The 20756-nt window shown below is 58.8% G+C and carries 21 protein-coding genes; 10 read left to right on the plus strand and 11 right to left on the minus strand.

From position 1 onward, the window contains the following. Positions 1–7: 7 nt before the first annotated feature. The 3 genes from nudB to SSARUM_RS13545 all read right to left on the minus strand — a co-directional run bounded on the left by nudB (position 8) and on the right by SSARUM_RS13545 (position 2543). Positions 8–454, minus strand: a complete 447-nt coding sequence (gene nudB / locus SSARUM_RS13535; RefSeq protein ID WP_004932373.1) for a dihydroneopterin triphosphate diphosphatase — start codon at positions 452–454, stop codon at positions 8–10. Further along, positions 454–2238 carry an aspartate--tRNA ligase gene (aspS, locus tag SSARUM_RS13540; protein WP_033647641.1) on the minus strand — a complete coding sequence of 595 codons (1785 nt, stop codon included), beginning with the start codon at positions 2236–2238 and terminating at the stop codon, positions 454–456. Before aspS ends, nudB begins: the two co-directional genes overlap by 1 nt. A gap of 74 nt (positions 2239–2312) precedes the next feature. Continuing rightward, the gene (locus SSARUM_RS13545; protein ID WP_320204121.1) at positions 2313–2543 is read right to left on the minus strand and encodes an FmdB family zinc ribbon protein; all 231 of its coding nucleotides are present in this window, start codon (positions 2541–2543) and stop codon (positions 2313–2315) included. 215 nt (positions 2544–2758) lie between these two features. Here SSARUM_RS13545 and SSARUM_RS13550 point away from each other — a divergent pair, with 215 nt between their 5' ends. The 5 genes from SSARUM_RS13550 (at position 2759) to cmoB (ending at position 6518) form a co-directional block, all read left to right on the plus strand. Continuing rightward, on the plus strand, positions 2759–3337 hold the full coding sequence (locus tag SSARUM_RS13550) for a hydrolase (protein WP_033648128.1): 579 nt from the start codon (positions 2759–2761) through the stop codon (positions 3335–3337). 53 nt (positions 3338–3390) lie between these two features. Then, positions 3391–4206, plus strand: coding sequence for a DUF72 domain-containing protein (locus tag SSARUM_RS13555; protein ID WP_089185445.1), 816 nt, complete (start codon positions 3391–3393; stop codon positions 4204–4206). Positions 4207–4308: 102 nt separating this feature from the next. Next, positions 4309–4704, plus strand: a complete 396-nt coding sequence (locus SSARUM_RS13560) for an MAPEG family protein (RefSeq protein WP_004932387.1) — start codon at positions 4309–4311, stop codon at positions 4702–4704. Positions 4705–4806: 102 nt separating this feature from the next. After that, entirely contained in the window at positions 4807–5550 is a 744-nt protein-coding gene (cmoA, locus tag SSARUM_RS13565; protein ID WP_033634856.1) for a carboxy-S-adenosyl-L-methionine synthase CmoA, read from the plus strand. After that, a complete protein-coding gene (gene cmoB / locus SSARUM_RS13570; protein ID WP_033647645.1) occupies positions 5547–6518 on the plus strand; it encodes a tRNA 5-methoxyuridine(34)/uridine 5-oxyacetic acid(34) synthase CmoB in 972 nt (323 codons plus the stop codon). The genes cmoA and cmoB overlap by 4 nt, the downstream gene beginning before the upstream one ends. Positions 6519–6554: 36 nt before the next feature. On the opposite strand, the gene SSARUM_RS13575 is transcribed toward cmoB, so the two are convergent. The 3 genes from SSARUM_RS13575 to cutC form a co-directional block, all read right to left on the minus strand. After that, positions 6555–8258 (minus strand): FKBP-type peptidyl-prolyl cis-trans isomerase N-terminal domain-containing protein, encoded by a 1704-nt coding sequence (locus SSARUM_RS13575; protein ID WP_060387870.1) that lies wholly within the window; start codon positions 8256–8258, stop codon positions 6555–6557. Continuing rightward, the gene (locus SSARUM_RS13580) at positions 8255–8659 is read right to left on the minus strand and encodes a hypothetical protein (protein ID WP_033634859.1); all 405 of its coding nucleotides are present in this window, start codon (positions 8657–8659) and stop codon (positions 8255–8257) included. Before SSARUM_RS13580 ends, SSARUM_RS13575 begins: the two co-directional genes overlap by 4 nt. Positions 8660–9087: 428 nt before the next feature. Continuing rightward, positions 9088–9846, minus strand: coding sequence for a copper homeostasis protein CutC (gene cutC, locus SSARUM_RS13585; RefSeq protein ID WP_033634860.1), 759 nt, complete (start codon positions 9844–9846; stop codon positions 9088–9090). Positions 9847–9947: 101 nt separating this feature from the next. On the opposite strand from cutC, the gene SSARUM_RS13590 reads away from it, so the two are divergent. Next, positions 9948–11096, plus strand: a complete 1149-nt coding sequence (locus tag SSARUM_RS13590) for a MalY/PatB family protein (protein WP_033647650.1) — start codon at positions 9948–9950, stop codon at positions 11094–11096. Here SSARUM_RS13590 and SSARUM_RS13595 read toward each other — a convergent pair. Further along, positions 11093–11659, minus strand: a complete 567-nt coding sequence (locus SSARUM_RS13595) for a VOC family protein (RefSeq protein WP_033647652.1) — start codon at positions 11657–11659, stop codon at positions 11093–11095. The two genes, SSARUM_RS13590 and SSARUM_RS13595, sit on opposite strands and share 4 nt — an antisense overlap. Before the next feature lie 828 nt (positions 11660–12487). Here SSARUM_RS13595 and argS point away from each other — a divergent pair. Further along, positions 12488–14218, plus strand: a complete 1731-nt coding sequence (gene argS / locus SSARUM_RS13600; protein WP_060426079.1) for an arginine--tRNA ligase — start codon at positions 12488–12490, stop codon at positions 14216–14218. 62 nt (positions 14219–14280) lie between these two features. Here the strand turns inward: argS and murJ are convergent, their stop codons facing one another. The 4 genes from murJ to rimJ all read right to left on the minus strand — a co-directional run bounded on the left by murJ (position 14281) and on the right by rimJ (position 18077). Further along, the gene (murJ, locus tag SSARUM_RS13605; RefSeq protein WP_033654412.1) at positions 14281–15816 is read right to left on the minus strand and encodes a murein biosynthesis integral membrane protein MurJ; all 1536 of its coding nucleotides are present in this window, start codon (positions 15814–15816) and stop codon (positions 14281–14283) included. A 106-nt stretch (positions 15817–15922) separates the two neighbouring features. After that, positions 15923–16843 (minus strand): Gfo/Idh/MocA family protein, encoded by a 921-nt coding sequence (locus tag SSARUM_RS13610; protein ID WP_033647658.1) that lies wholly within the window; start codon positions 16841–16843, stop codon positions 15923–15925. Then, positions 16836–17483 carry a YceH family protein gene (locus SSARUM_RS13615; RefSeq protein WP_033647660.1) on the minus strand — a complete coding sequence of 216 codons (648 nt, stop codon included), beginning with the start codon at positions 17481–17483 and terminating at the stop codon, positions 16836–16838. The genes SSARUM_RS13610 and SSARUM_RS13615 overlap by 8 nt, the downstream gene beginning before the upstream one ends. Positions 17484–17492: 9 nt before the next feature. Next, a complete protein-coding gene (gene rimJ, locus SSARUM_RS13620; RefSeq protein WP_033648129.1) occupies positions 17493–18077 on the minus strand; it encodes a ribosomal protein S5-alanine N-acetyltransferase in 585 nt (194 codons plus the stop codon). A gap of 345 nt (positions 18078–18422) precedes the next feature. On the opposite strand from rimJ, the gene mdtH reads away from it, so the two are divergent. The 3 genes from mdtH (at position 18423) to grxB (ending at position 20725) form a co-directional block, all read left to right on the plus strand. Continuing rightward, positions 18423–19628 (plus strand): multidrug efflux MFS transporter MdtH, encoded by a 1206-nt coding sequence (gene mdtH, locus SSARUM_RS13625; RefSeq protein WP_033647663.1) that lies wholly within the window; start codon positions 18423–18425, stop codon positions 19626–19628. 73 nt (positions 19629–19701) lie between these two features. Beyond that, entirely contained in the window at positions 19702–19950 is a 249-nt protein-coding gene (locus SSARUM_RS13630) for a hypothetical protein (RefSeq protein WP_033647664.1), read from the plus strand. Positions 19951–20077: 127 nt separating this feature from the next. Beyond that, positions 20078–20725: a glutaredoxin 2 gene (gene grxB, locus SSARUM_RS13635; RefSeq protein WP_033647667.1), complete on the plus strand. Its 648-nt coding sequence runs from the start codon at positions 20078–20080 to the stop codon at positions 20723–20725. Positions 20726–20756 lie beyond the last annotated feature (31 nt).

Here is a 20756-nt window from a genome sequence, read left to right on the forward strand (position 1 = left end):
AAAAAAACTACTGGACTGAATTGATCACGAACTCTTCAATCGCCTGCTGATTGCTCCACGACTTGGTCAACTTCACGGCCTCGGCCGCCTCAAGCCATTGGTAAGCGTGATGCTCGGTAATCACCGGATCGCGCTCCTCGGGCAACGCCAGACAGAACCAGTGCTCTTTATTGCGCGTGGTTCCCGGCGCATAGCGATGCCGCAAATGGACAAAGAGTTCAAACTCCACGCAGCGCTGGCAATCGAACAACGGCAGATGCTCTGCTTCGATATCGATGCCGACCTCTTCCATGACTTCACGCCGCGCGGCATGCGGCGGCGACTCATCCTGTTCCAGGCTGCCGGTGACCGACTGCCAGAACTCGGTATCGTCGCGCCGCTGTAACATCAGCACCCGACCACTGGATTTCGCGTAAATCACTACCAGGATAGATTCAGGGCGCTTGTAACTCATCACTCGCTCTCTTGTTCCGCACCGGCTTTCTTTACCACGCTGATCGCCAGCTCCTGCAGCGCAGCCGGGTTGGCGAAGCTCGGCGCGTCGGTCATCAGACAGGCCGCCGCGGTGGTTTTCGGGAAGGCGATGACGTCGCGGATGTTGTCGGTGCCGGTCAACAGCATCACCAGACGATCCAGGCCGAAGGCCAGGCCGGCGTGCGGCGGCGTACCGTACTTCAGCGCGTCCAGCAGGAAGCCGAACTTCTCGCGCTGTTCGTGTTCGTTAATGCCCAGAATGCTGAACACCGTCTGCTGCATTTCGCTACGGTGGATACGCACCGAACCGCCGCCCACTTCGTAACCGTTGATCACCATGTCATAGGCGTTGGCGATGGCGTTGACCGGCGCTGCCGCCAGCTCTTCCGGGCTCATGTCGCGTGGCGAGGTGAACGGGTGGTGCATGGCCGCCAGGCCGCCCTCGTCGTCTTCTTCGAACATCGGGAAGTCAACCACCCACAGCGGTGCCCAGCTGTCGAGTTGGGTCAGCGCCAGATCGCGCCCCAGCTTCAGGCGCAGCGCGCCCATCGCATCGGTGACAATCTTGACGCTGTCGGCGCCGAAGAACAGGATATCGCCGGTCTGCGCATCGGTGCGCGCCAGGATGCCTTCCAGCACGTCTGCACTGAGGAATTTGGCGATCGGGCTCTGCACGCCTTCCATGCCGGCGGCGCGGTCGTTGACCTTCAGCCACGCCAGGCCTTTGGCGCCGTAGATGTTGACGAAAGCGCCGTACTCGTCGATCTGCTTGCGGGTCAGCTGCGCGCCGCCCGGTACGCGGATCGCCGCCACGCGGCCTTTGGCGTCGTTGGCCGGGCCGGAGAAAACTTTAAACTCGACGTCTTTGACCAGGTCGGCCACGTCCACCAGCTCCAGCGGGTTACGCAGGTCCGGCTTGTCGGAGCCAAAGCGACGCATCGCTTCGGCGAAGGTCATGACCGGGAAATCGCCCAGATCCACGCCCTTCACGTCCAGCCACAGTTCGCGCGCCAACTTCTCCATCACTTCACGCACCTGATCGGCGGTCATGAAAGAGGTTTCGACGTCGATCTGGGTGAATTCAGGCTGACGGTCCGCACGCAGGTCTTCGTCACGGAAGCATTTGACGATCTGGTAGTAACGATCGAAGCCGGACATCATCAGCAGCTGTTTGAACAGCTGCGGGGACTGCGGCAGCGCGTAGAATTTGCCCTTGTGTACGCGGCTCGGCACCAGGTAATCGCGGGCGCCTTCCGGCGTCGCCTTGGTCAGCATCGGCGTTTCGATATCGAGGAAGCCGTGGCTGTCCATGAAGCGGCGCACGAAGCTGGTGATTTTGGCGCGGGTCTTCAGACGCTCGGCCATTTCCGGGCGGCGCAGATCCAGGTAGCGGTATTTCAGGCGCGCTTCTTCGCTGTTGACCTGATTGGAGTCCAGCGGCAGCGGCTCGGAGCGGTTGATGATCTCCAGCGCGTGGGCGAACACTTCCACTTCGCCGGTAGCCATATCTTTATTGATCTGGCTGTCCGGACGCGCACGCACGGTGCCGACGATCTGGATGCAGAACTCATTGCGCAGGTCGTAGGCCTTGTCGAACGCCACTTTCTGGTCCGGATCGAAGAACACCTGCACGATGCCTTCGCGGTCGCGCATATCAATAAAGATCAGGCCGCCGAGATCGCGACGACGATTGACCCAACCACACAGAGTGACTTCCTGGCCCACGTGGGACAGATTCAACTGCCCGCAATATTCAGTACGCATACGCTATCCTTTTACACAGCCGATGCCGCGCCGGGCTACTGCGCCCCTGTCGCGCGGCTGTTATCTGATAAATTCTACTTGTTACCCGGTTTAAAATCCGTCGCATACCAGCCGGTGCCCTTAAGCTGGAAACCGGAGGATGAAATCAACTTGGTCAACGCGGGCTGCCCACACGCCGGGCAGTCTGCCAGTGGCGCATCGGAAAATTTTTGCAATTTCTCTAACCGATGGTTGCAAGCACCACATGCATATTCATAAATCGGCATAGGTCGTTGGATTAAAGAGTGTTGAAAAAAGGGAGTCATTATAAAGGAAATTCATCCGCCCGATAAGTGCGAACACAGCATTGTTACTGCACTAAATGGCGCGTTTTTGCTCGAATCAACACATCGGTTAACAAATTTCCCATTAACCTGCGACAGTTTTTTCACGTAGCCTGAATCTCCCCCGGTTTTGCGCCGAACGCAGCTCGCCCGGCGCACCGAACAGTTTTTATCCACTTCGCAACGAGATGAAATCCATGCTGAAACTTGACGCCCAAACCACCGCTCTGGTGCTGATCGATTTGCAAAACGGCATTCTGCCCTACGCCGGCGGCCCGCACAGCGCCGACCAGGTGGTGGCGAACGCCGCCCTGCTGGCCGCCCGTTTTCGTCTGCTGGGCGCGCCGGTGCTGCTGGTGCGCGTCGGCTGGTCAGACTCCTTCGCCGAAGCGCTGAAACAGCCGGTGGACAAACCGGCTCCCGCGCCCGCCGGCGGCTTGCCGGCCAGTTGGTGGGAATTCCCCGCGCCGCTGGCGGTCTGCGACAGCGATATTCTGGTCACCAAGCGCCAATGGGGCGCCTTCTACGGCACCGATCTGGATTTGCAGCTGCGCCGCCGCGGCATCAAATCCGTGGTATTGGGTGGCATATCCACCAATATCGGCGTGGAATCCACCGCCCGCGCCGCCTGGGAGCATGGCTATGAGCTGGTGATCGCCGAAGATGTCTGCAGCGCGCAGAACGCGGAAATGCACCGTTTCGCGTTCGAACATATCTTCCCGCGTTTGGCGCGGGTGCGCGACACCGGCGAAATTCTTGCCGCGCTCGAGCGGTAACGTTAAGTTGTAGCCTGATAAGCCAAGGACAAGTAAAGGAAGACGACGCCGTGATCTACATCGGACTGCCGCAATGGCAACATGCAGCCTGGAATCGCATCGGGCTGCGTGATTTGGCGGATTACAGCCGCTATTTCAACTGCGTGGAAGGCAATACCACCTTCTACGCGCTGCCGAAGCTGGAAATCGTGCAGCGCTGGCGCGACATGACCGGTGACGATTTTCGCTTCTGCTTCAAATTCCCGTCGGACATCAGCCACAAGGCCGCCCTGCGCAACTGCGCCGCCGAGCTGCAGGCGTTTTACCACTGCCTGAGCCCGGTGCATCAACGCATCGGCCAACTGTGGCTGCAGTTGCCCGCCGCCTTCGGCCCCGATGAGCTGCCGTGCATGTGGCAGTTCTTCGCAAGCCTGTCGAAGGAATTCACCTACGGCGTAGAAGTGCGTCATCCGGCGTTTTTCGCCAAGGGCGAGGAAGAGCGTGCGCTGAATCAGGGATTGCACCAGCGCGGCATCAATCGGGTGATCCTCGACAGCCGCCCGGTGCATCACGCCGCCCCCAACACCGCCGCCGTGCGCGATGCCCAGCAGAAAAAGCCGAAGCTGCCGGTGCACGCTCTGGTCACCGCCGACCAACCGCTGGTGCGCTTTATCGGCGGTGACCAATTGGCCGACAACCTGCGCTGGTTCGAGGCCTGGCAGCAAAAACTGCCGCTGTGGCAGCAACAGCATCAGCCCTATCTGTTTATTCATACGCCGGACAACGGCGATTCGCCCCAGCAGGCGCAAAAAATTTGGCAGCAGCTACGGCTGGCGATCCCCGATTTGCCTGCGCCGCCGGACTGGCCAGAACAAGATGCACTGTTTTGACCTATTAATCTGACCAATAACATCAAATATTTCCCCGCGACAGTGAATACAATGACGGCTATGATGCTGGCTGCCAGTTTTGGTTAGGGAACGGAGTTAAAAATGGTAAGCGCGCTTTATGTGGTGCTCGGCGCATTGTTGTTGATCAAACTCTCTTATGACGTAGTCAGATTAAGGATGCAGTACCGCGTAGCCTATGGCGACGGCGGTTTCTACGAATTGCAGACCGCCATCCGCGTGCATGGCAACGCCGTTGAATACATTCCGATTGCTGCCGTCTTGCTGGTGATTATGGAAATGAACGGCGCGGAAATCTGGATGATTCACCTTTGCGGCCTGATGCTGATGGCCGGGCGACTGGTGCATTACTACGGTTTACGCAACCGCGAGGTTCGCTGGCGCCGTTCGGGCATGGCCGCGACCTATATCTCTTTGTTGTTGATGGTTCTGGCAAATATCTTCTATCTGCCCTGGGATCTGATTTTCAGCCTGCACTGATCTCGTTTTATCATCAGGCGGCCGCGCCGCCTGCTTCCGCTCCGCTTTTTTGCGCTTTTCTGTTAGACTACGCAGCTTCGAATTCTGAACTGATTTGCCGCTATGCCAAACCGCGATACCCTTTTTTCCGCCCCCATCGCCAAACTGGGCGACTGGACCTTTGACGAACGCGTCGCCGAAGTGTTCCCCGACATGATCCAACGCTCCGTTCCCGGCTATTCCAACATCATCTCGATGATCGGCATGCTGGCCGAGCGCTTTGTGCAACCCGACAGCCGGGTGTATGACCTGGGCTGCTCGCTGGGTGCGGCGACGCTGTCGATGCGGCGGAATATCAAGGTGCCCGGCTGCAATATCGTCGCCGTCGACAATTCGCCGGCGATGGTGGAACGTTGCCGCCGCCATATCGACGCCTTCCGCGCCGACACGCCGGTCGATGTCATCGAAGCCGACATTCGCGACATCGAGATCGAGAACGCCTCGATGGTGGTACTGAACTTTACGCTGCAGTTCCTCGAACCGGCCGATCGCCTGCGTCTGCTGGAGAAAATCTATCGTGGCCTGCGCCCGGGCGGCGCACTGGTGCTGTCGGAGAAGTTCAGCTTTGAGGACGCTGAAGTCGGCGAGCTGCTGTTCAACATGCACCACGATTTCAAACGCGCCAACGGGTACAGCGAGCTGGAGATCAGCCAAAAACGCAGCATGCTGGAAAACGTGATGCTCACCGACTCGGTGGAAGCGCACAAGGCGCGCCTGCAACAGGCCGGGTTCGAGCATGCCGAAGTGTGGTTCCAATGCTTCAACTTCGGTTCGCTGATCGCCCTGAAAGCGGGGGATGCGCAATGATCGAGTTCGGTGATTTCTATCAACGCATCGCCAAAAGCCCCCTCAGCCATTGGCTGGACACGCTGCCTGCGCAGCTGAGCGCCTGGCAACGCGAATCGCTGCACGGCAAATTCAAACAGTGGTTCAACTCGGTCGAGCATTTGCCGACGCTGACCCCAACCCGCCTCGATCTGCTGCACGGCGTGCGCGCCGAGATGGAGCCGGGCCTGTCGCCGGGCCAGCTTGAAGGCATCGAGAAAATGCTGCGCACCCTGATGCCATGGCGTAAAGGGCCCTTCTCGCTGTATGGCATCGATATCGATACCGAATGGCATTCCGACTGGAAGTGGGATCGCGTGCTGCCGCACATTTCTCCGCTGGCCGGCCGCACCATTCTCGACGTCGGCTGCGGCAGCGGTTATCACCTGTGGCGCATGATTGGCGCCGGCGCACACCTCGCCGTCGGCATCGATCCGATGCAGCTGTTCCTGTGTCAGTTCGAAGCGGTGCGCAAGCTATTAGGCGGCGATCAGCGCGCCCACCTGCTGCCGCTCGGCATCGAGCAGTTGCCGGAATTGGCGGCATTCGACACCGTGTTCTCGATGGGGGTGCTGTATCACCGCCGCTCGCCGCTCGATCATCTGTATCAGCTGAAAAACCAGCTGGTGGCTGAAGGTGAACTGGTGCTGGAAACGCTGGTGGTGGAAGGCGATCGCCACCAGGTGCTGGTGCCGGGCGATCGTTATGCGCAGATGCGCAATGTGTATTTCATCCCTTCCGCCGAGGCGCTGAAATGTTGGTTGGAGAAGTGCGGCTTCGTCGACGTGAAGATCGCCGATATGTGCGTCACCAGCCTCGAAGAGCAGCGCCGCACCGGCTGGATGACCAGCGAATCACTGGCCGAATTCCTCGATCCGAGCGATCGCAGCAAAACGATCGAAGGCTATCCGGCGCCCCTGCGCGCCGTGCTGACCGCCAAAAAGCCCTAGCGCTCGCTAATCGGGCCGGCCTGGGCCGGCCCGACGTTACCCGTTGTTGACATCGACAATCCGCAGCTCATACACCATGGTCGCGTTCGGCGGGATCTGCGGCGCATAGCCCGTTTCACCGTACGCCAACGCCGGCGGCACCACCATCGTCAGCGAACCATGATTTTTCAGATGGCCGATCGCCTCGCGGAACAACGGCGGATAGGCAGAGAGCGGCTGTGACATCACCTTCCCACTGCGATCCATATCCTGAATCACGCTGCCGTCGGTTAAACTTTCCTTCACCACGATGTCCACCCGCGCGTTTTCCTTAATGGCTTCATCACCCGCATAATCGATGCGATACCAGAAACCGGAAGGCGACTTCTGCGTGCCCTTTTTCTTTTTAAACTCGGTGACGAACGCCTCGCCCTTGCTGGTTTGCACCTTCGCTGCCTGGTTCCGGGCGTCGTTCACCGCTTTTTCCGACTCCGCCAGCGCACGGGTCAACTGCGCATCGCTTAGCTGGTAATGGCCGTTGAAGGTATCGATCACGCCCGCCAGCAGCACGGTTTTATCGGGATTGATGCCCCAATTTTTACGCTCCGCCAGCATCGTTTGAATATCGCGCCCCAAAGCGACACCGGCAGCATAGCTCTGTTGCGCCGGCTTTTTCTCGAGCGCCTGTGCATCCGGCAACCATTTGGCGCGAGAGCGCAGCCCATCCAGCTCCTCACGCAATGCCTGCTGCGTTTGGTTGGCGTCCGCTAGCGCCAATGCGTTTTTTTTCGCCTGCTCCGTCGTTTTCGCCAGTTGCAGCGTTGATTTTTCGCTTTCCGCCACCGCCGTTGCCAGCCGCTGCGCCAATGCCTTCGCCTGCTCGGTTTGCGTCTTGTTTTTTTCCTGTAGCTGCGCCAGCTGTTGCTGAAGTTCGCCCGTCGCCTTGGCGGCTTCGGCCTTTTGCTGTTCCAGCGCCGTTTTCAGGCTTTTCTCTTGCCGCTCGGCCTGTTGGCGTTGTTCATCCAGCTCTTTCTGCCGCAGTGCCAGCTGCTGCTGAAGTTCTCCCGTCGCCTTGGCGGCTTCCGCCTTCTGTTGCGCCAGCTCAGCGGCGGCCGCTTGTTTGTCCTGCTCATAACGCTGGCGCGCTTTATCGTTGGCGGTCTGCGCCGCCGTCAGTTTCTCCTGCCAGGCGTTATCCGCCTGTTCAGGCAACGCCGCCAGCCGTTGTTCCAGCAAGGCGATACGCCGATCGCGCTCCTCGGTTTGTTGTTTTTCCTGCGCTAACGCTGCCTGCGCCTCGGCGATCTGCGCCTGAGCCTTGCGCTCCTGCGGCGTCAGGTTCAGCGCCCGTCGCACGCCGCTGGCGAAGTCGCTCAACGCGCTCAGATCGGGAGCAGCTGTCGGTTTATCGGCAGCCGTCAGGGACGACGCAACCCGCAACGCGGTCAGCTCCTGCTGCAGTGATTGAATAGCGGTTTGCTGTTGCTCCAATCGAGCCTCTTTCTCGCGCAGCGTCTTTTGCAACTGCGCCAGTTGCTTTCGCTGCGAGCTCGTTTCACGCGGTTGAACCGGCCGGGGCGCCGGCTTTTGGGTTTCCCGGGAGGGAGTAACCGCGGCGTCAGCTGCCGGGGCGTCCTGCCGCTGGTAGCGCTCGGCGAACTGCAGTAATGCCGGCACATCGTCATCCGCTGCGGCCATCGCTGGCGCAAACGCCAGCGGTATCATCAGGCTCAGCAACGCCTTTCTCGCACGAGGGGTCATTGGGCGCGCTCTCCGCGCTCAGCCAGGCCGGTCATCATGGCAGAACTGATGTCCGCGCACAGACGGCTGGTGCGATAACGATACAGGGCGTCGACGGTTTCCTGCGTGCCCGTGTTGACCCGCTGGCGCACCCCGGCATACTGCGCGGCGCCGCCCATCAAGGTATCGAATTCGCGTTTGAATTTTTGGTATTTTTCGTTATCCATGCCGCGCATGGCATCCAACTCGCGCTGGCACTGCTGTATACGCTCGGCTTCACGCTGCCGCTTGTCTTGTTCCGCAATGTCTTCTGCACTGGGCGGCTTACTTAATGCAGAAACAGGCCGCTTGGCGGTCTGACAGCCGCTCAGGGTCAAGGTCAGCAAAAGCGCAGCGGTCAAACAGTGTGCCGTTCGGGTCATTATCGTTATCTCCTTGTTAAGTCCGCCGCCAACGCGCTCCGCGGCTGCATCGACGGCTCTCCTCATTAATGCTGTGATGTTCCGACCATAGGCCGGAGATGAACGGGTATGAAAATGCAGACGTGGCGATGAGCGGCAGAGCGCAAATCATTCACCACGAAAATGCATACCAAAAAATCATTTAATATTATGATATTTAAAGGATTTTAACTCACAAACTTATCAGCAGGGCATGATGAGCGCAAGAAGAGATGGGGGGCAGTGCGACAGAGAAACAGCGTGAAACGGGCACTGCGTCTTCGCAAGACATAAAAAAAGCCCCGGCAAAACGCCGGGGCCTGGTACTTGCGTGATCGCCGAGGGCTCAGTGACACGCAAAGGGGTCTTACGGCCCGGAAACCGGTTGTCAAACGCGGTTAGCTGCGTGTTTATGCGCTTTGCGCCAGGGGATCAACCAAGGCCAGCGCGTTTTTCATCGCCTCCACCATTTCGCCATCCACGCAATAATGGCTAAATTCGTCAAACTCGTTATCGGAGCACATGGTGACGCCCGCCTTGCGGTAACGCATGGTCGACGGCACCAGATGACCGGAAGAACTGTGCAGTTCATGCAGACCAATATCGACAAACTTGTGCAGATTGCTGAGGCGCACGCCGGCACCCGCCATGATTACCGGGCCCTGACTGGCCTGGCGCAAATCGCGCAGCAACGGCAGGCCCAGTTCGGCGCTCTGCTGCTGGCCGGAGGTCAGAATGCGCGCCACGCCCAGCTCGCTCAGTTGCTCCAACGCCACCATCGGGTTCTGGCACATATCGAACGCGCGATGGAACGTCACCGCCATGCCCTCGCACAGCCTCATCACTTCGCGCATGCGCGGCAGATCGATGTGCCCTTCTTCGTCCAGCATGCCAACCACTACGCCGGGGAACCCCATCTCGCGGATCTGGCGGAGATCCTGTTTGATCACCTCGAAATCCACCGCGCCGTAGCAGAAATCGCCACCGCGAGGGCGAACGATCGGATGCACCGGGATCGAAACCCGCTCGCGCGCCAGACGCAGCGTGCCATAGCTCGGCGTCAATCCCCCCTCGCTCTGGCTGGCGCACAACTCAATGCGATCGGCGCCCGCCCGTTCGGCCGTCAGCGCGCAGTCGACGCTAAAGCAACAAACTTCCAGTTTTATCATTGTCACCCCCAGATAACGGCCAACATACGGCGGCAATTGTTCATTTCTTCATTTCTCACGTAGGCTCATGCATAGGCATAAACCGGCTCAGGGTTGTAACTATGGCATTCAATTTTGATCAATGGGTAGACCGCAGTCACAGTGACAGCGTTAAGTGGGATAAATATCGCGGCAGCGACATCATCCCGCTTTGGGTCGCCGACAGCGATTTCACCTCACCGCCGGCGGTGATCGAAGCCTTGCAGCGGCGCGTGGCGCACGGCGTATTCGGCTACACTCACCCATCCCCTGATCTTATTGAGGTTTTTACCCGCCGCATGGTAGAGCGCTACGGCTGGCACATCAAGCCTGAATGGATCATTTTCCTGCCTGGGCTGGTGTGCGGCCTGAATTTGTGCGTGCGCGCCTGCACCGAAGAACACCAGAGCACGCTGGCCCCCTCTCCCATTTATCCGCCGTTTCGCAAAGCGGCCAAATTCGCCGGGCGCGAGCACCTCGCGGTGCCGCTGAAGGCGACCGGTCAACGCTGGGTGCTGGATTTTTCCTCGCTGCATGATCGGCTGAGTGGCAACGAGAAACTCCTGTTGCTGTGCAACCCGCAGAACCCCGGTGGCACCGTTTATCGCCGGGATGAGCTGTTGCAGCACCATCAGTTCGCTCGCGAACACGATTTAATCGTCTGTTCCGATGAGATCCACTGCGAACTGCTGCTTGAGCCCGGCGTGCGGCATATCCCTTTCGCCACCCTGAATGACGACGCGGCCCAACGCAGCGTGACGCTGATGTCGCCGTCAAAAACGTTTAATCTCGCCGGACTGGGCGCTTCACTGGCGATCGTTCCCAACGAAGCGTTGCGACAAAAGCTGAAACGCGCGCGCAGCGGTATTGTCCCGGAGGTCAATCTGTTGGCGCTGGTGGCGGCGCAGGCGGCTTATCAATACGGGCAACCCTGGCTGGATGAGCAGTTGATTTATCTGCGCGCCAATCGCGATCGGCTGATAAAGCGTATCAACGCCATGCCGGGTTTGACGTTGCTGCCTGTCGAGGCCACTTACCTGGCCTGGATAGACTGCAGCGCGTTGCCGGTGGATAACCCGCATCAGTTCTTCGAACGTGCGGGCGTTGGGCTAAGCGCCGGTTTGGATTTCGGCGATCGGCGCTTTGTGCGGCTTAACTTTGGTTGCCGATGGGCCCTGCTCGATGAAGCGCTCGATCGCATGGCGCGAGCCTGTGCGGCACTGCCTGGCTAACCTTGTTCGCTGGCGACGATGTCTCGAATGGAATAAGGATGAAACTTGATCGTGACCGTTCCATCGGTGATGGCCAGCGTCGGGTTCGGCAGCCGTTCGCCCTCGCCTTTTGGCGAGCTTTGCTTCAGCTTGATCCCCGGCGCCAGCAACGCTTCATCGGCCAGGTGGCTCAACGCCCGGGCGTACAGCGTCTGCGGATCGCCACTGAGCACTAATTCGACGTGTTCCCAGCCTTCGTGCGGATAGCGTTTCTCCCCCGGATACGGCAGTTCGATGCAGTCTATCCGCCATGGCCCAACGGCCAGCGGCTGAGACAAGTCGAACAGACAGATAGGCCGCCCGTTGATCATCGATTCGGACAGCAGTGTCCCGCACTGCATCAGCCCCTGGCGCCAGCGCTCGGCGGTGGCGTTCTGGTGACAGCGAAGGGAGATGTGATCGGCGGTAAACGCGGACAGATCAAGCCGCAATTTGGCGGCAAATTGGTGCAACGCCTGTTCGAAACGCGGCAGGTCGAGCTTCAGATCGTCAAGCTCGGCAATGGCCTGCAAGGGAGTGGTCATAGGAACCTCAAAACAACGGGGCGCAAAGTTAAACGCCGTAATTTACACGCTGGCGACAGCGCTCGCCAGCGTTGCGAGGTTTTTCGGCGGCAGTTCAACATGATTTTTGGTTGCGGGCGCGGAGAATAAAAGCCGGATTTTTATTAAGGTGACAGCTTATTAAATCAACGGAAAAATAAAAAATAAGATTTTTCGCAAGACATTATACCTTTTCTTTATGACGCTATGATTTAAGTTATTTTGCACAAAAACCTCTGCAGGCCATTGGTCAAGCCGATTGAATCGCTGGGTTTAATCAAAACGACTCACTTATCAATGTCGCACAAATCCGCAATCACAACCCATTGTAAAAAAAGAAAATAAAACGCATTAATTGATTAAAAACTAAGGATTATCTTAATTTAACCCCAGACAATTGATTCACCAAGACAACTCGGCTACTTTGGAGGAAATTTAAATTCGAGATGATCATTATGTTATTGCTGACGATATCCTTGGTGTTGATAATTATCGCCGTATACGCCATCTACCGTCATTTCAAATCACGCAGCGTCAACACGCTGGATGCCGGTCGCCGCAATAAAAAGCGCTAGCTTCGCAACTCTCCCCTCCGTACATTCTGTTCAGCTCATTCCGCTTTTCACCTTCCGGCAATCAACGCGCCGCACCCGACAACTGTTTCATCGCAGCGGCCGCGCCAACTGCTGACGGACTCCGTCAGATCGGTTACAATTGCAGGCTGTTTTGTGGCGGTCGCCCATCGCGCCCGCCACCGTTGAATCCCACAGGGGCTGGCTTCAGCCCCTCGTTCGTCATTAAGGTAACCCGTTGAATATTCAGGTTCTTCTTTCAGATAAAGTCAGCCAGGCGCTGATCGCCGCTGGCGCGCCAGCCGATTGCGAAGCGCAGGTCCGCCCTTCCGCCAAGGCGCAGTTTGGTGATTACCAGGCCAACGGCGTGATGTCCGTCGCCAAAAAGCTGGGCATGCCGCCCCGGCAGCTGGCGGAAAAAGTGGTGCAACTGCTGGATCTCGGCGACGTCGCCGGTAAAGTGGAAATCGCCGGTCCCGGCTTTATCAACATTTTCCTGAACAGCGACTGGGTCGCCCGCCAGGCCGACCAGATGCTGAACGCACCGAAACTGGGCATTGCGCCGGTTGAGCCGCAAACCATCGTTATCGACTACTCCGCGCCGAACGTGGCGAAAGAGATGCACGTCGGCCATCTGCGCTCCACCATCATCGGCGACGCCGCGGCGCGTACCCAGGAGTTTCTGGGCCATAAAGTGATCCGTGCCAACCACGTCGGCGACTGGGGCACCCAGTTCGGCATGCTGATTGCCTACCTGGAAAAAATGCAGAACGAAAACGCCAGCGACATGGGCCTGTCCGATTTGGAACAGTTCTATCGCGAAGCCAAGAAGCATTACGACGAAGACGCCGAGTTCGCCGAGCGCGCGCGCGCTTACGTCGTCAAGCTGCAGGGCGGCGATCAGTACTGCCTGAAAATGTGGCGCAAGCTGGTCGACATCACCATGGCGCAAAACCAGCTGACCTATAACCGCCTGAACGTCACGCTGACCGAAGACGACGTGATGGGCGAAAGCCTGTATAACGCGATGCTGCCGGGCATCGTCGCCGATCTGAAAGCCAAAGGGCTGGCGGTGGAAAGCGAAGGCGCCACCGTGGTGTTCCTCGACGAATACCAGAACAAGGACGGCGATCCGATGGGCGTCATCATCCAGAAAAAGGATGGCGGCTATCTCTACACCACCACCGATATCGCCTGCGCCAAGTACCGCTACGAAACCCTGGGCGCCAATCGCGTGCTGTATTACATCGACTCCCGTCAGCATCAGCACCTGATGCAGGCCTGGACCATCGTGCGCAAGGCCGGTTACGTGCCGGAGTCCGTCTCGCTGGAACACCACATGTTCGGCATGATGCTGGGCAAAGACGGCAAGCCGTTCAAAACCCGCTCGGGCGGTACGGTGAAGCTCTCCGATCTGCTGGATGAGGCCATCGAACGCGCCGAACAGCTGATCGCCGGCAAAAACCCGGACATGCCGCAAGACGAAATGAAGACCGTGGCCCGCGTGGTCGGCATCGGCGCGGTGAAATACGCCGATCTGTCGAAAAGCCGCACCACCGACTATGTCTTCGACTGGGATAACATGCTGGCCTTCGAAGGCAATACCGCGCCTTATATGCAATACGCCTATACCCGCGTGGCATCGGTATTCAAGCGCGCCGGGATCGACGAAAGCAGCCTGACGCTGCCGCTGACGCTGACCGAAGAGCGTGAAATTGCGCTGGCTACCCGCCTGCTGCAGTTCGAAGAGGTGCTCACCACCGTCGCGCGTGAAGGCACGCCTCACGTCATGTGCAGCTACCTGTACGATCTGGCCGGCTTGTTCTCCGGTTTCTACGAGCACTGCCAGATCCTGAACGCCGACAGCGAAGAAGCGCGTCAGAGCCGCCTGAAGCTGGCGCTGCTGACCTCGAAAACGCTGAAAACCGGTCTGGATACGCTGGGCATCGAAACCGTCGAACGCATGTAAACCGCACCGCGCGGAAAGCAAAAAGGTCGCCTGGGCGACCTTTTTTTGTTCTTGCTTTCGGCTCAGGCGGCGCGGCGCGCAAAGTCGCGCGGGCGGAAGCCCAACCCTACCAGCACGCCAAAGTAGGCCACCACACCGGCCACCACCACCGCAGCCAAACGCAGCAAACGTTCCAGCATATTGCCCTGATCCCAGGCCGGCATCAGCCACATCACGCCAATCAGCACCGCCGACATCACCAGCACGGCGATCACCAGCTTGGTGAGGAACAGCGCCCACCCCGGCTGCGGCTGAAAGATCTTCTGTTTGCGCAGTTGCCAATACAGCAACGAGGCGTTCAGACAGGCCGCCAAACCGATCGACAGCGCCAGGCCGGCATGCTTCAACGGGCCAATAAATGCCAGGTTCATCACCTGCGTCATGATCAGCGTGATGATGGCGATCTTGACCGGCGTTTTGATGTCCTGCCGCGAATAGAAGCCCGGCGCCAGCACTTTAACCACGATCAACCCCATCAGCCCAACCGAGTAAGCCACCAGCGCGCGTTGCGTCATCGCCGCGTCAAAGGCGCTGAACTTGCCGTACTGGAACAGCGAAACGGTCAATGGCTTGGCCAAAATGCCGAGCGCGATGGCGCTCGGCAACGCCAGCAGGAAGCACAGACGCAGCCCCCAATCCATCAGGCGCGAATACTCGTCGTGGTTGCCGCTCGAGAAGCTTTTGGCCAGCGACGGCAGCAGGATGGTGCCCAGCGCCACGCCCAGCACGCCGGAGGGAAACTCCATCAGGCGGTCGGCGTAGTACATCCAGGACACCGAGCCGGACACCAGGAACGAAGCGAAAATGGTGTTGATGATCAGCGAGATTTGGCTCACCGACACCCCGAGGATCGCCGGCCCCATCTGGCGCATCACTCGCCAGACCCCGGCATCGCCCAGCTTGAGGCGCGGCAGCACCAGCATGCCTATCTTGCGCAGATGCGGCAGCTGATAACCCAGCTGCAGCACGCCGCCCACCACCACCGCCCAGGCCAGCGCCAGCACCGGCGGGTTGAAATACGGGGCGGCGAACAGCGCGAAACCGATCATGCTGACGTTAAGCAGCGTTGGCGCAAAAGCCGGGATCGAGAAGCGGTTCCAGGTATTGAGGATCGCCCCCACCAGCGACGCCAGTGAGATCAACAAAATATAGGGGAAGGTGATGCGCAGCAGCGCCGACGTCAGGGCAAACTTGTCGGGCGTATCGGTAAAGCCCGGCGCAGTAATGTAAATAACCCAGGGCGCGGCCAGCATCCCCAGCACCGTCACCACCGCCAGCACCAGCGTCAGCAGCCCGGAGACATAGGCAATAAAAGTGCGCGTCGCCTCTTCACCCTGCTGGCTCTTGTATTCGGCCAGGATCGGCACGAAGGCCTGCGAAAACGCCCCTTCGGCAAAGATACGGCGTAACAGATTCGGGAGTTTGAACGCCACGAAAAAGGCGTCCGTTGCCATGCCGGCCCCGAACACGCGCGCGACGATCGCATCGCGGGCAAAGCCCAACACCCGCGAAAACATCGTCATCGAGCTGACGGCAGCCAAGGATTTGAGTAGGTTCATGTGGTTGTCTGATAGGTACCGTAAATATCAACGCCTGCAACAGCAGGCGTCAGTGAAACAATCGGCTCAGTTTACGCATCCGGAAAAGAATAGCTACCGCCATATGTTACATAGAGTTATCCCGCAGCAAACGCTCGACCACCCGCTGGGCGGCCAGCGCCTGTTCGCCGCCGGTTTCCGGCGCGCTCTGATTGGCGACGGCATCAAGGAAATGCCGCACCGCCCCGTCGAAGCCGCGTTGCACCAGCGTGCTTTGCCAGCCCGGCACCGGCTGCTCCAACTCGCCCTGCGCATCTTCACGCAGCCAGTGGCGCATATCGGTCAACTGATACAGCGCGCCGTCGGTCACCGCCTGCACGCTTTCGCGCTGGCTGCCGCCGCGGCGATGCATACTGGTCGTCACCTGCGTGTCGCCGCAGGCGAAGTGATGCTCGGCGTACAGCATTTCACCGGCGGCGTTGGCGCGCAGGCTGCCGCTCAGCAGTTGCTCCCGCCCGCCCGCCAGCCACAGCGCAGTGTCCACCACGTGCAGGTAATCATCCAACAGGGTAAAACGCAGATCGTGCGGGCCGACGCTGTCCGCCCGATGTTTATCCATGCGAATGGAGGCCGGCTGATTCATTCGCTGTTTGAGCTGCCGGTAAAGCGGCGCGAAACGGCGGTTGAACCCCACCATCAGCGTTTTGCCTCGCCGCTCGGCCTGCTCAAGCAGTTGCTCGCCCTGCTCCAGCGTCTCCGCCAGCGGTTTATCGACGTAAACGTGCACGCCGCGGTTCAGCAGCTCGCCTATCACCGAAAAATGGCTGGCGGTGCTGCTGTGAACAAAGACCGCGTCGCACTGTTCGGCCAGGCTGTCCAGACGGGAGAAACAGGCCATGCGGTAGCTGTCGCACAGCGGCTGCGCTTTTTGCTGATTGGGCGAAAAACCGCCCACCAGCGTCCAATCCGCCGCCTGGCCGAGGATTGGCAGATACGCCTTCTGCGCGATACTGCCCAACCCCACCACGCCTACACGCAATTTAGTCATTCGCATCCCTCGCCAACAGCTGTTGCAACTGCCGTTTCAGCTCCGCCACTTCGCTTTCCAATGCGCTGACTCTGGCGCTCAGTTCGCCGTCGTCCTCAGCGTCGAACGCCGCCGGCGGCGCTTCATCAATCTGGCCGCTGAACAGATGCATGAACCGGCTTTCGCGCTTGCCCGGCTCACGCGCCAGGCGCACCACGAACGGGCCATCTTCGCGCGTGGCCAGTTGCTGCAGCACCTGTTCGACCTCGCTGACATCGCTGAACTCGTGCATCCGATTGGTGCGGGTGCGCAACTCGCCCGGCGTTTGCGCGCCGCGCAACAGCAAGGTGGCGATCACCGCCAGTTCGGCAGGCGAGAGTTTCAGCTGGCCGAACTCGGAGTTGCAAAACCGCTGTTCGTACTTCACCACCCGATTGCCGAACCCGCTGAGGGTGCGCAGGAAATGTTTGCGCAGCAACAGATCGAGCAGTTGCTGCACTTCGCTTTCGCTCAGGTCCATCACCGGTTCGCGGTTGGTTTTTTGGTTGCATGCCAGCGTAATGGCATTCAGCGAAAGCGGGTATTGATCCGGTGTCGTGACCTGTTTTTCCAACAGGCAGCCGATAACCCGAGCCTCTCTGGCGTTCAATTCATATTTCATCGTTTGGCCTCAACGTGGGGGGAGCCACTCTTTATTGGTGTATGCCGTCAAAACGTGGTCTTGCCACTGGCCGTCGATCAGCAGGTAATCCTTGGCGTAACCTTCGCGTTCGAATCCCAGACGCGTCAGCAATGCGCCGCTGCGCTGGTTGTGTGGCATATAGTTGGCCATGATGCGGTGCATGCGCTGTTGGCGCAGCATATAGCGGATGGCGGACTGCAAGGCTTCGAACATCAGCCCTTGCCCCTGCCACTTTTCCCCCAGCGAATAGCCGAGGAAACAGGCATGAAACGAACCGCGCAGCACGTTGCTGAAGTTCGCCACGCCGCGCACTTCCTGCTCTTCTGGATCGAGCAGGATAAAATAGTAGGCGTTGCCCTGCTTTTGCATTTCGGTGATCATGCCCAGACGCGCCTGCCAGCCGGAAGGATAACAGTGGCTTTCGTCGCGCACCGGCTCCCAGGGTTTGAGAAAGGCTCGGTTCTCGGCATAATAATCCGCCAGGCGATAGGCATCCCGTTCATGCACTAAACGGACCACCATCCGGTCGGTAGTAAGACGTACTTTTGGCGATGCAGAGCGATAGCCGAACATCATTTCCCCCGCAGTCAAAACGGTTCGATAAGAAGTATTTATTAGGAAGCCGAGCGGATCATTATCCTGTGCCGATCTTTTGCCATGGTTTTATTTTGCCAATAGCACCGCAGAACTGCACTTCCCTGCATTCAATATAACCGTAGCCCGCCCCCGAGGTAAAATACCGGCCGCTCAGTAAATCGCCGAATACGCGTTTTACGGCGTTTTTCCGCCAATTTTGCTGCTCAGGTAACACCTTGACGATAAAAAAATATTATCTATGCCTCCCCTGTCGCCGTACGGGAATTGGGTAGAGAATGGAACGGCTGTCTCTCCTTCTTTCTTGATTGCTCATGGTGAAGCATGTCTCTGGTGTCGCAAGCGCGCAGCTTGGGTAAATATTTTCTGTTGCTCGATAATCTACTGGTGGTTTTAGGCTTCTTTGTCGTTTTTCCGCTTATTTCGATCCGCTTTGTCGATCAATTAGGATGGGCGGCGCTGATCGTCGGCATCGCACTGGGTTTGCGCCAGCTGTTGCAACAAGGGCTCGGCATCTTTGGCGGCGCCATCGCCGATCGCTTCGGCGCCAAGCCGATGATCGTCACCGGCATGTTGCTGCGCGCCGCCGGTTTCGCCACCATGGCGATGGCCGATGAACCCTGGATCCTGTGGTTCTCTTGTGCCCTGTCCGCCCTCGGCGGCACGTTATTCGATCCGCCGCGCACCGCTTTGGTGATCAAACTGACCCGTCCGCACGAGCGCGGCCGTTTTTTCTCGCTGCTGATGATGCAGGATAGCGCCGGAGCGGTGGTCGGCGCGCTGATCGGCAGTTGGCTGCTGCAGTACGATTTCCACTTTGTCTGCTGGGTCGGGGCGGCGATCTTCGTGCTGGCCGCCGGCTGGAACGCCTGGCTACTGCCGGCTTACCGCATCTCTACCGTGCGTATACCGATGAAGGAAGGCATGCTGCGGGTCCTGCGCGATCGCCGTTTCCTCACCTATGTCCTGACGCTGACCGGTTATTACATGTTAGCGGTACAGGTGATGCTGATGATGCCGATCGTGGTCAACGAAATCGCCGGTTCACCGGCGGCGGTGAAATGGATGTATGCGATTGAAGCAGCGCTGTCGCTATCGCTGCTCTATCCGCTGGCGCGTTGGGGAGAAAAACACTTCCGGCTTGAGCAGCGCCTGATGGCGGGTCTGTTGCTGATGACGCTCAGCCTGCTGCCGATCGGTCTCGCCACCAGTTTGCAGGGCGTGTTCACGCTGATCTGTTGCTTCTATCTGGGATCGATCATCGCCGAACCGGCGCGCGAAACGCTGAGCGCTTCGCTGGCCGATCCGCGTGCGCGCGGCAGCTATATGGGCTTTAGCCGCCTGGGCCTGGCGCTGGGCGGCGCGTTGGGTTATACCGGCGGCGGTTGGATGTACGATACCGGGCGGACGATGAACATGCCGGAGCTACCCTGGTTGCTGCTGGGGGCAGTGGGCTTCGCTACGCTGCTGGCGCTGTACTGGCAGTTCAGCCCGCGGCGCAGCGCGTCGATGATGCTGCACCGCGGTTGACGCCATAGAAATCCGGCCGAATCGGCAACAGCTGCTATCCTGTTAGTAAAAACACCCACAGGAGCCCGTCGGCATGAGCGAAGAAGCAAAATTACCGCAACTACTCGAACATATGATACTGAACTTGCGCATGATTTATGCGCGTTCCACCTTGGTGGAAAAGGCACTGGCCCATATCCTCGCCAGCGACGCCGGCCTGAAAAACGATATTATCAAACAGCTGCAGGTCGTCACCGCCACCAACGAACGTGACAGAATCGACCTCGAAGAAGCTCGCAATCACCTGATCGATGTGCTCAACTCAGTACCGGCCAAGAAATAACGCCTCCTAGCCCGCGCTGGCGCGCGGGCAATATCGCAATAACGCACCATCCAACACACGCACGTCAAGACAGCCTCGATAAGCTGTGGTAACTATTGCTGTTAAAACCTGACAACCCGGAGCAAGCATGAAACTGTTCATTTACGATCATTGCCCATTCTGCGTGAAAGCCCGCATGATTTTTGGCCTGAAACGTCTGCCGATTCGCTTGGTCACATTGCTCAACGACGATGAGACGACCCCGTTCAACCTGATCGGCCAAAAAATGGTGCCTATCCTGGTCAAAGACAACGGCGATGCGATGCCGGAAAGCCTGGATATCGTGCGCTATGTCGACAACCTTGACGACAAACCGGTGCTGACCGGCCGCACCAACCCGGCCATTGCCGAGTGGCTGCAGCGGGTCGGCGGTTACAGCGCAAAATTGCTGTTGCCGCGAATTGCGCATGCCGATTTCGAAGAGTTTGCCACCGACAGCGCCCGCCGTTACTTTATCGATAAAAAGCAGGCGTCTATCGGCGATTTTGCCGAGCATCTCGCCAACAGTGCCGATCTGATCGCCGAACTGGAAGCCGACCTGCAAACGCTGTCGCCGCTGATCGCCTCCGCCGACGCGGTGAACGGCGAACTGTCCGAGGACGATATCCACCTGTTCCCGCTGCTGCGCTCATTGTCGATCGTCGCCGGCGTTGCGCTGCCGGATAACGTGGAAGCCTACCGCAACCGCATGGCGCAGCGCAGCGAGGTGCCGTTGCTGCTGGATATGGAACAATAACGTTCAAGAATGACAAATAAGGATATGGCGT

Source organism: Serratia sarumanii (genome assembly GCF_029962605.1).
Classification (GTDB): domain Bacteria; phylum Pseudomonadota; class Gammaproteobacteria; order Enterobacterales; family Enterobacteriaceae; genus Serratia; species Serratia sarumanii.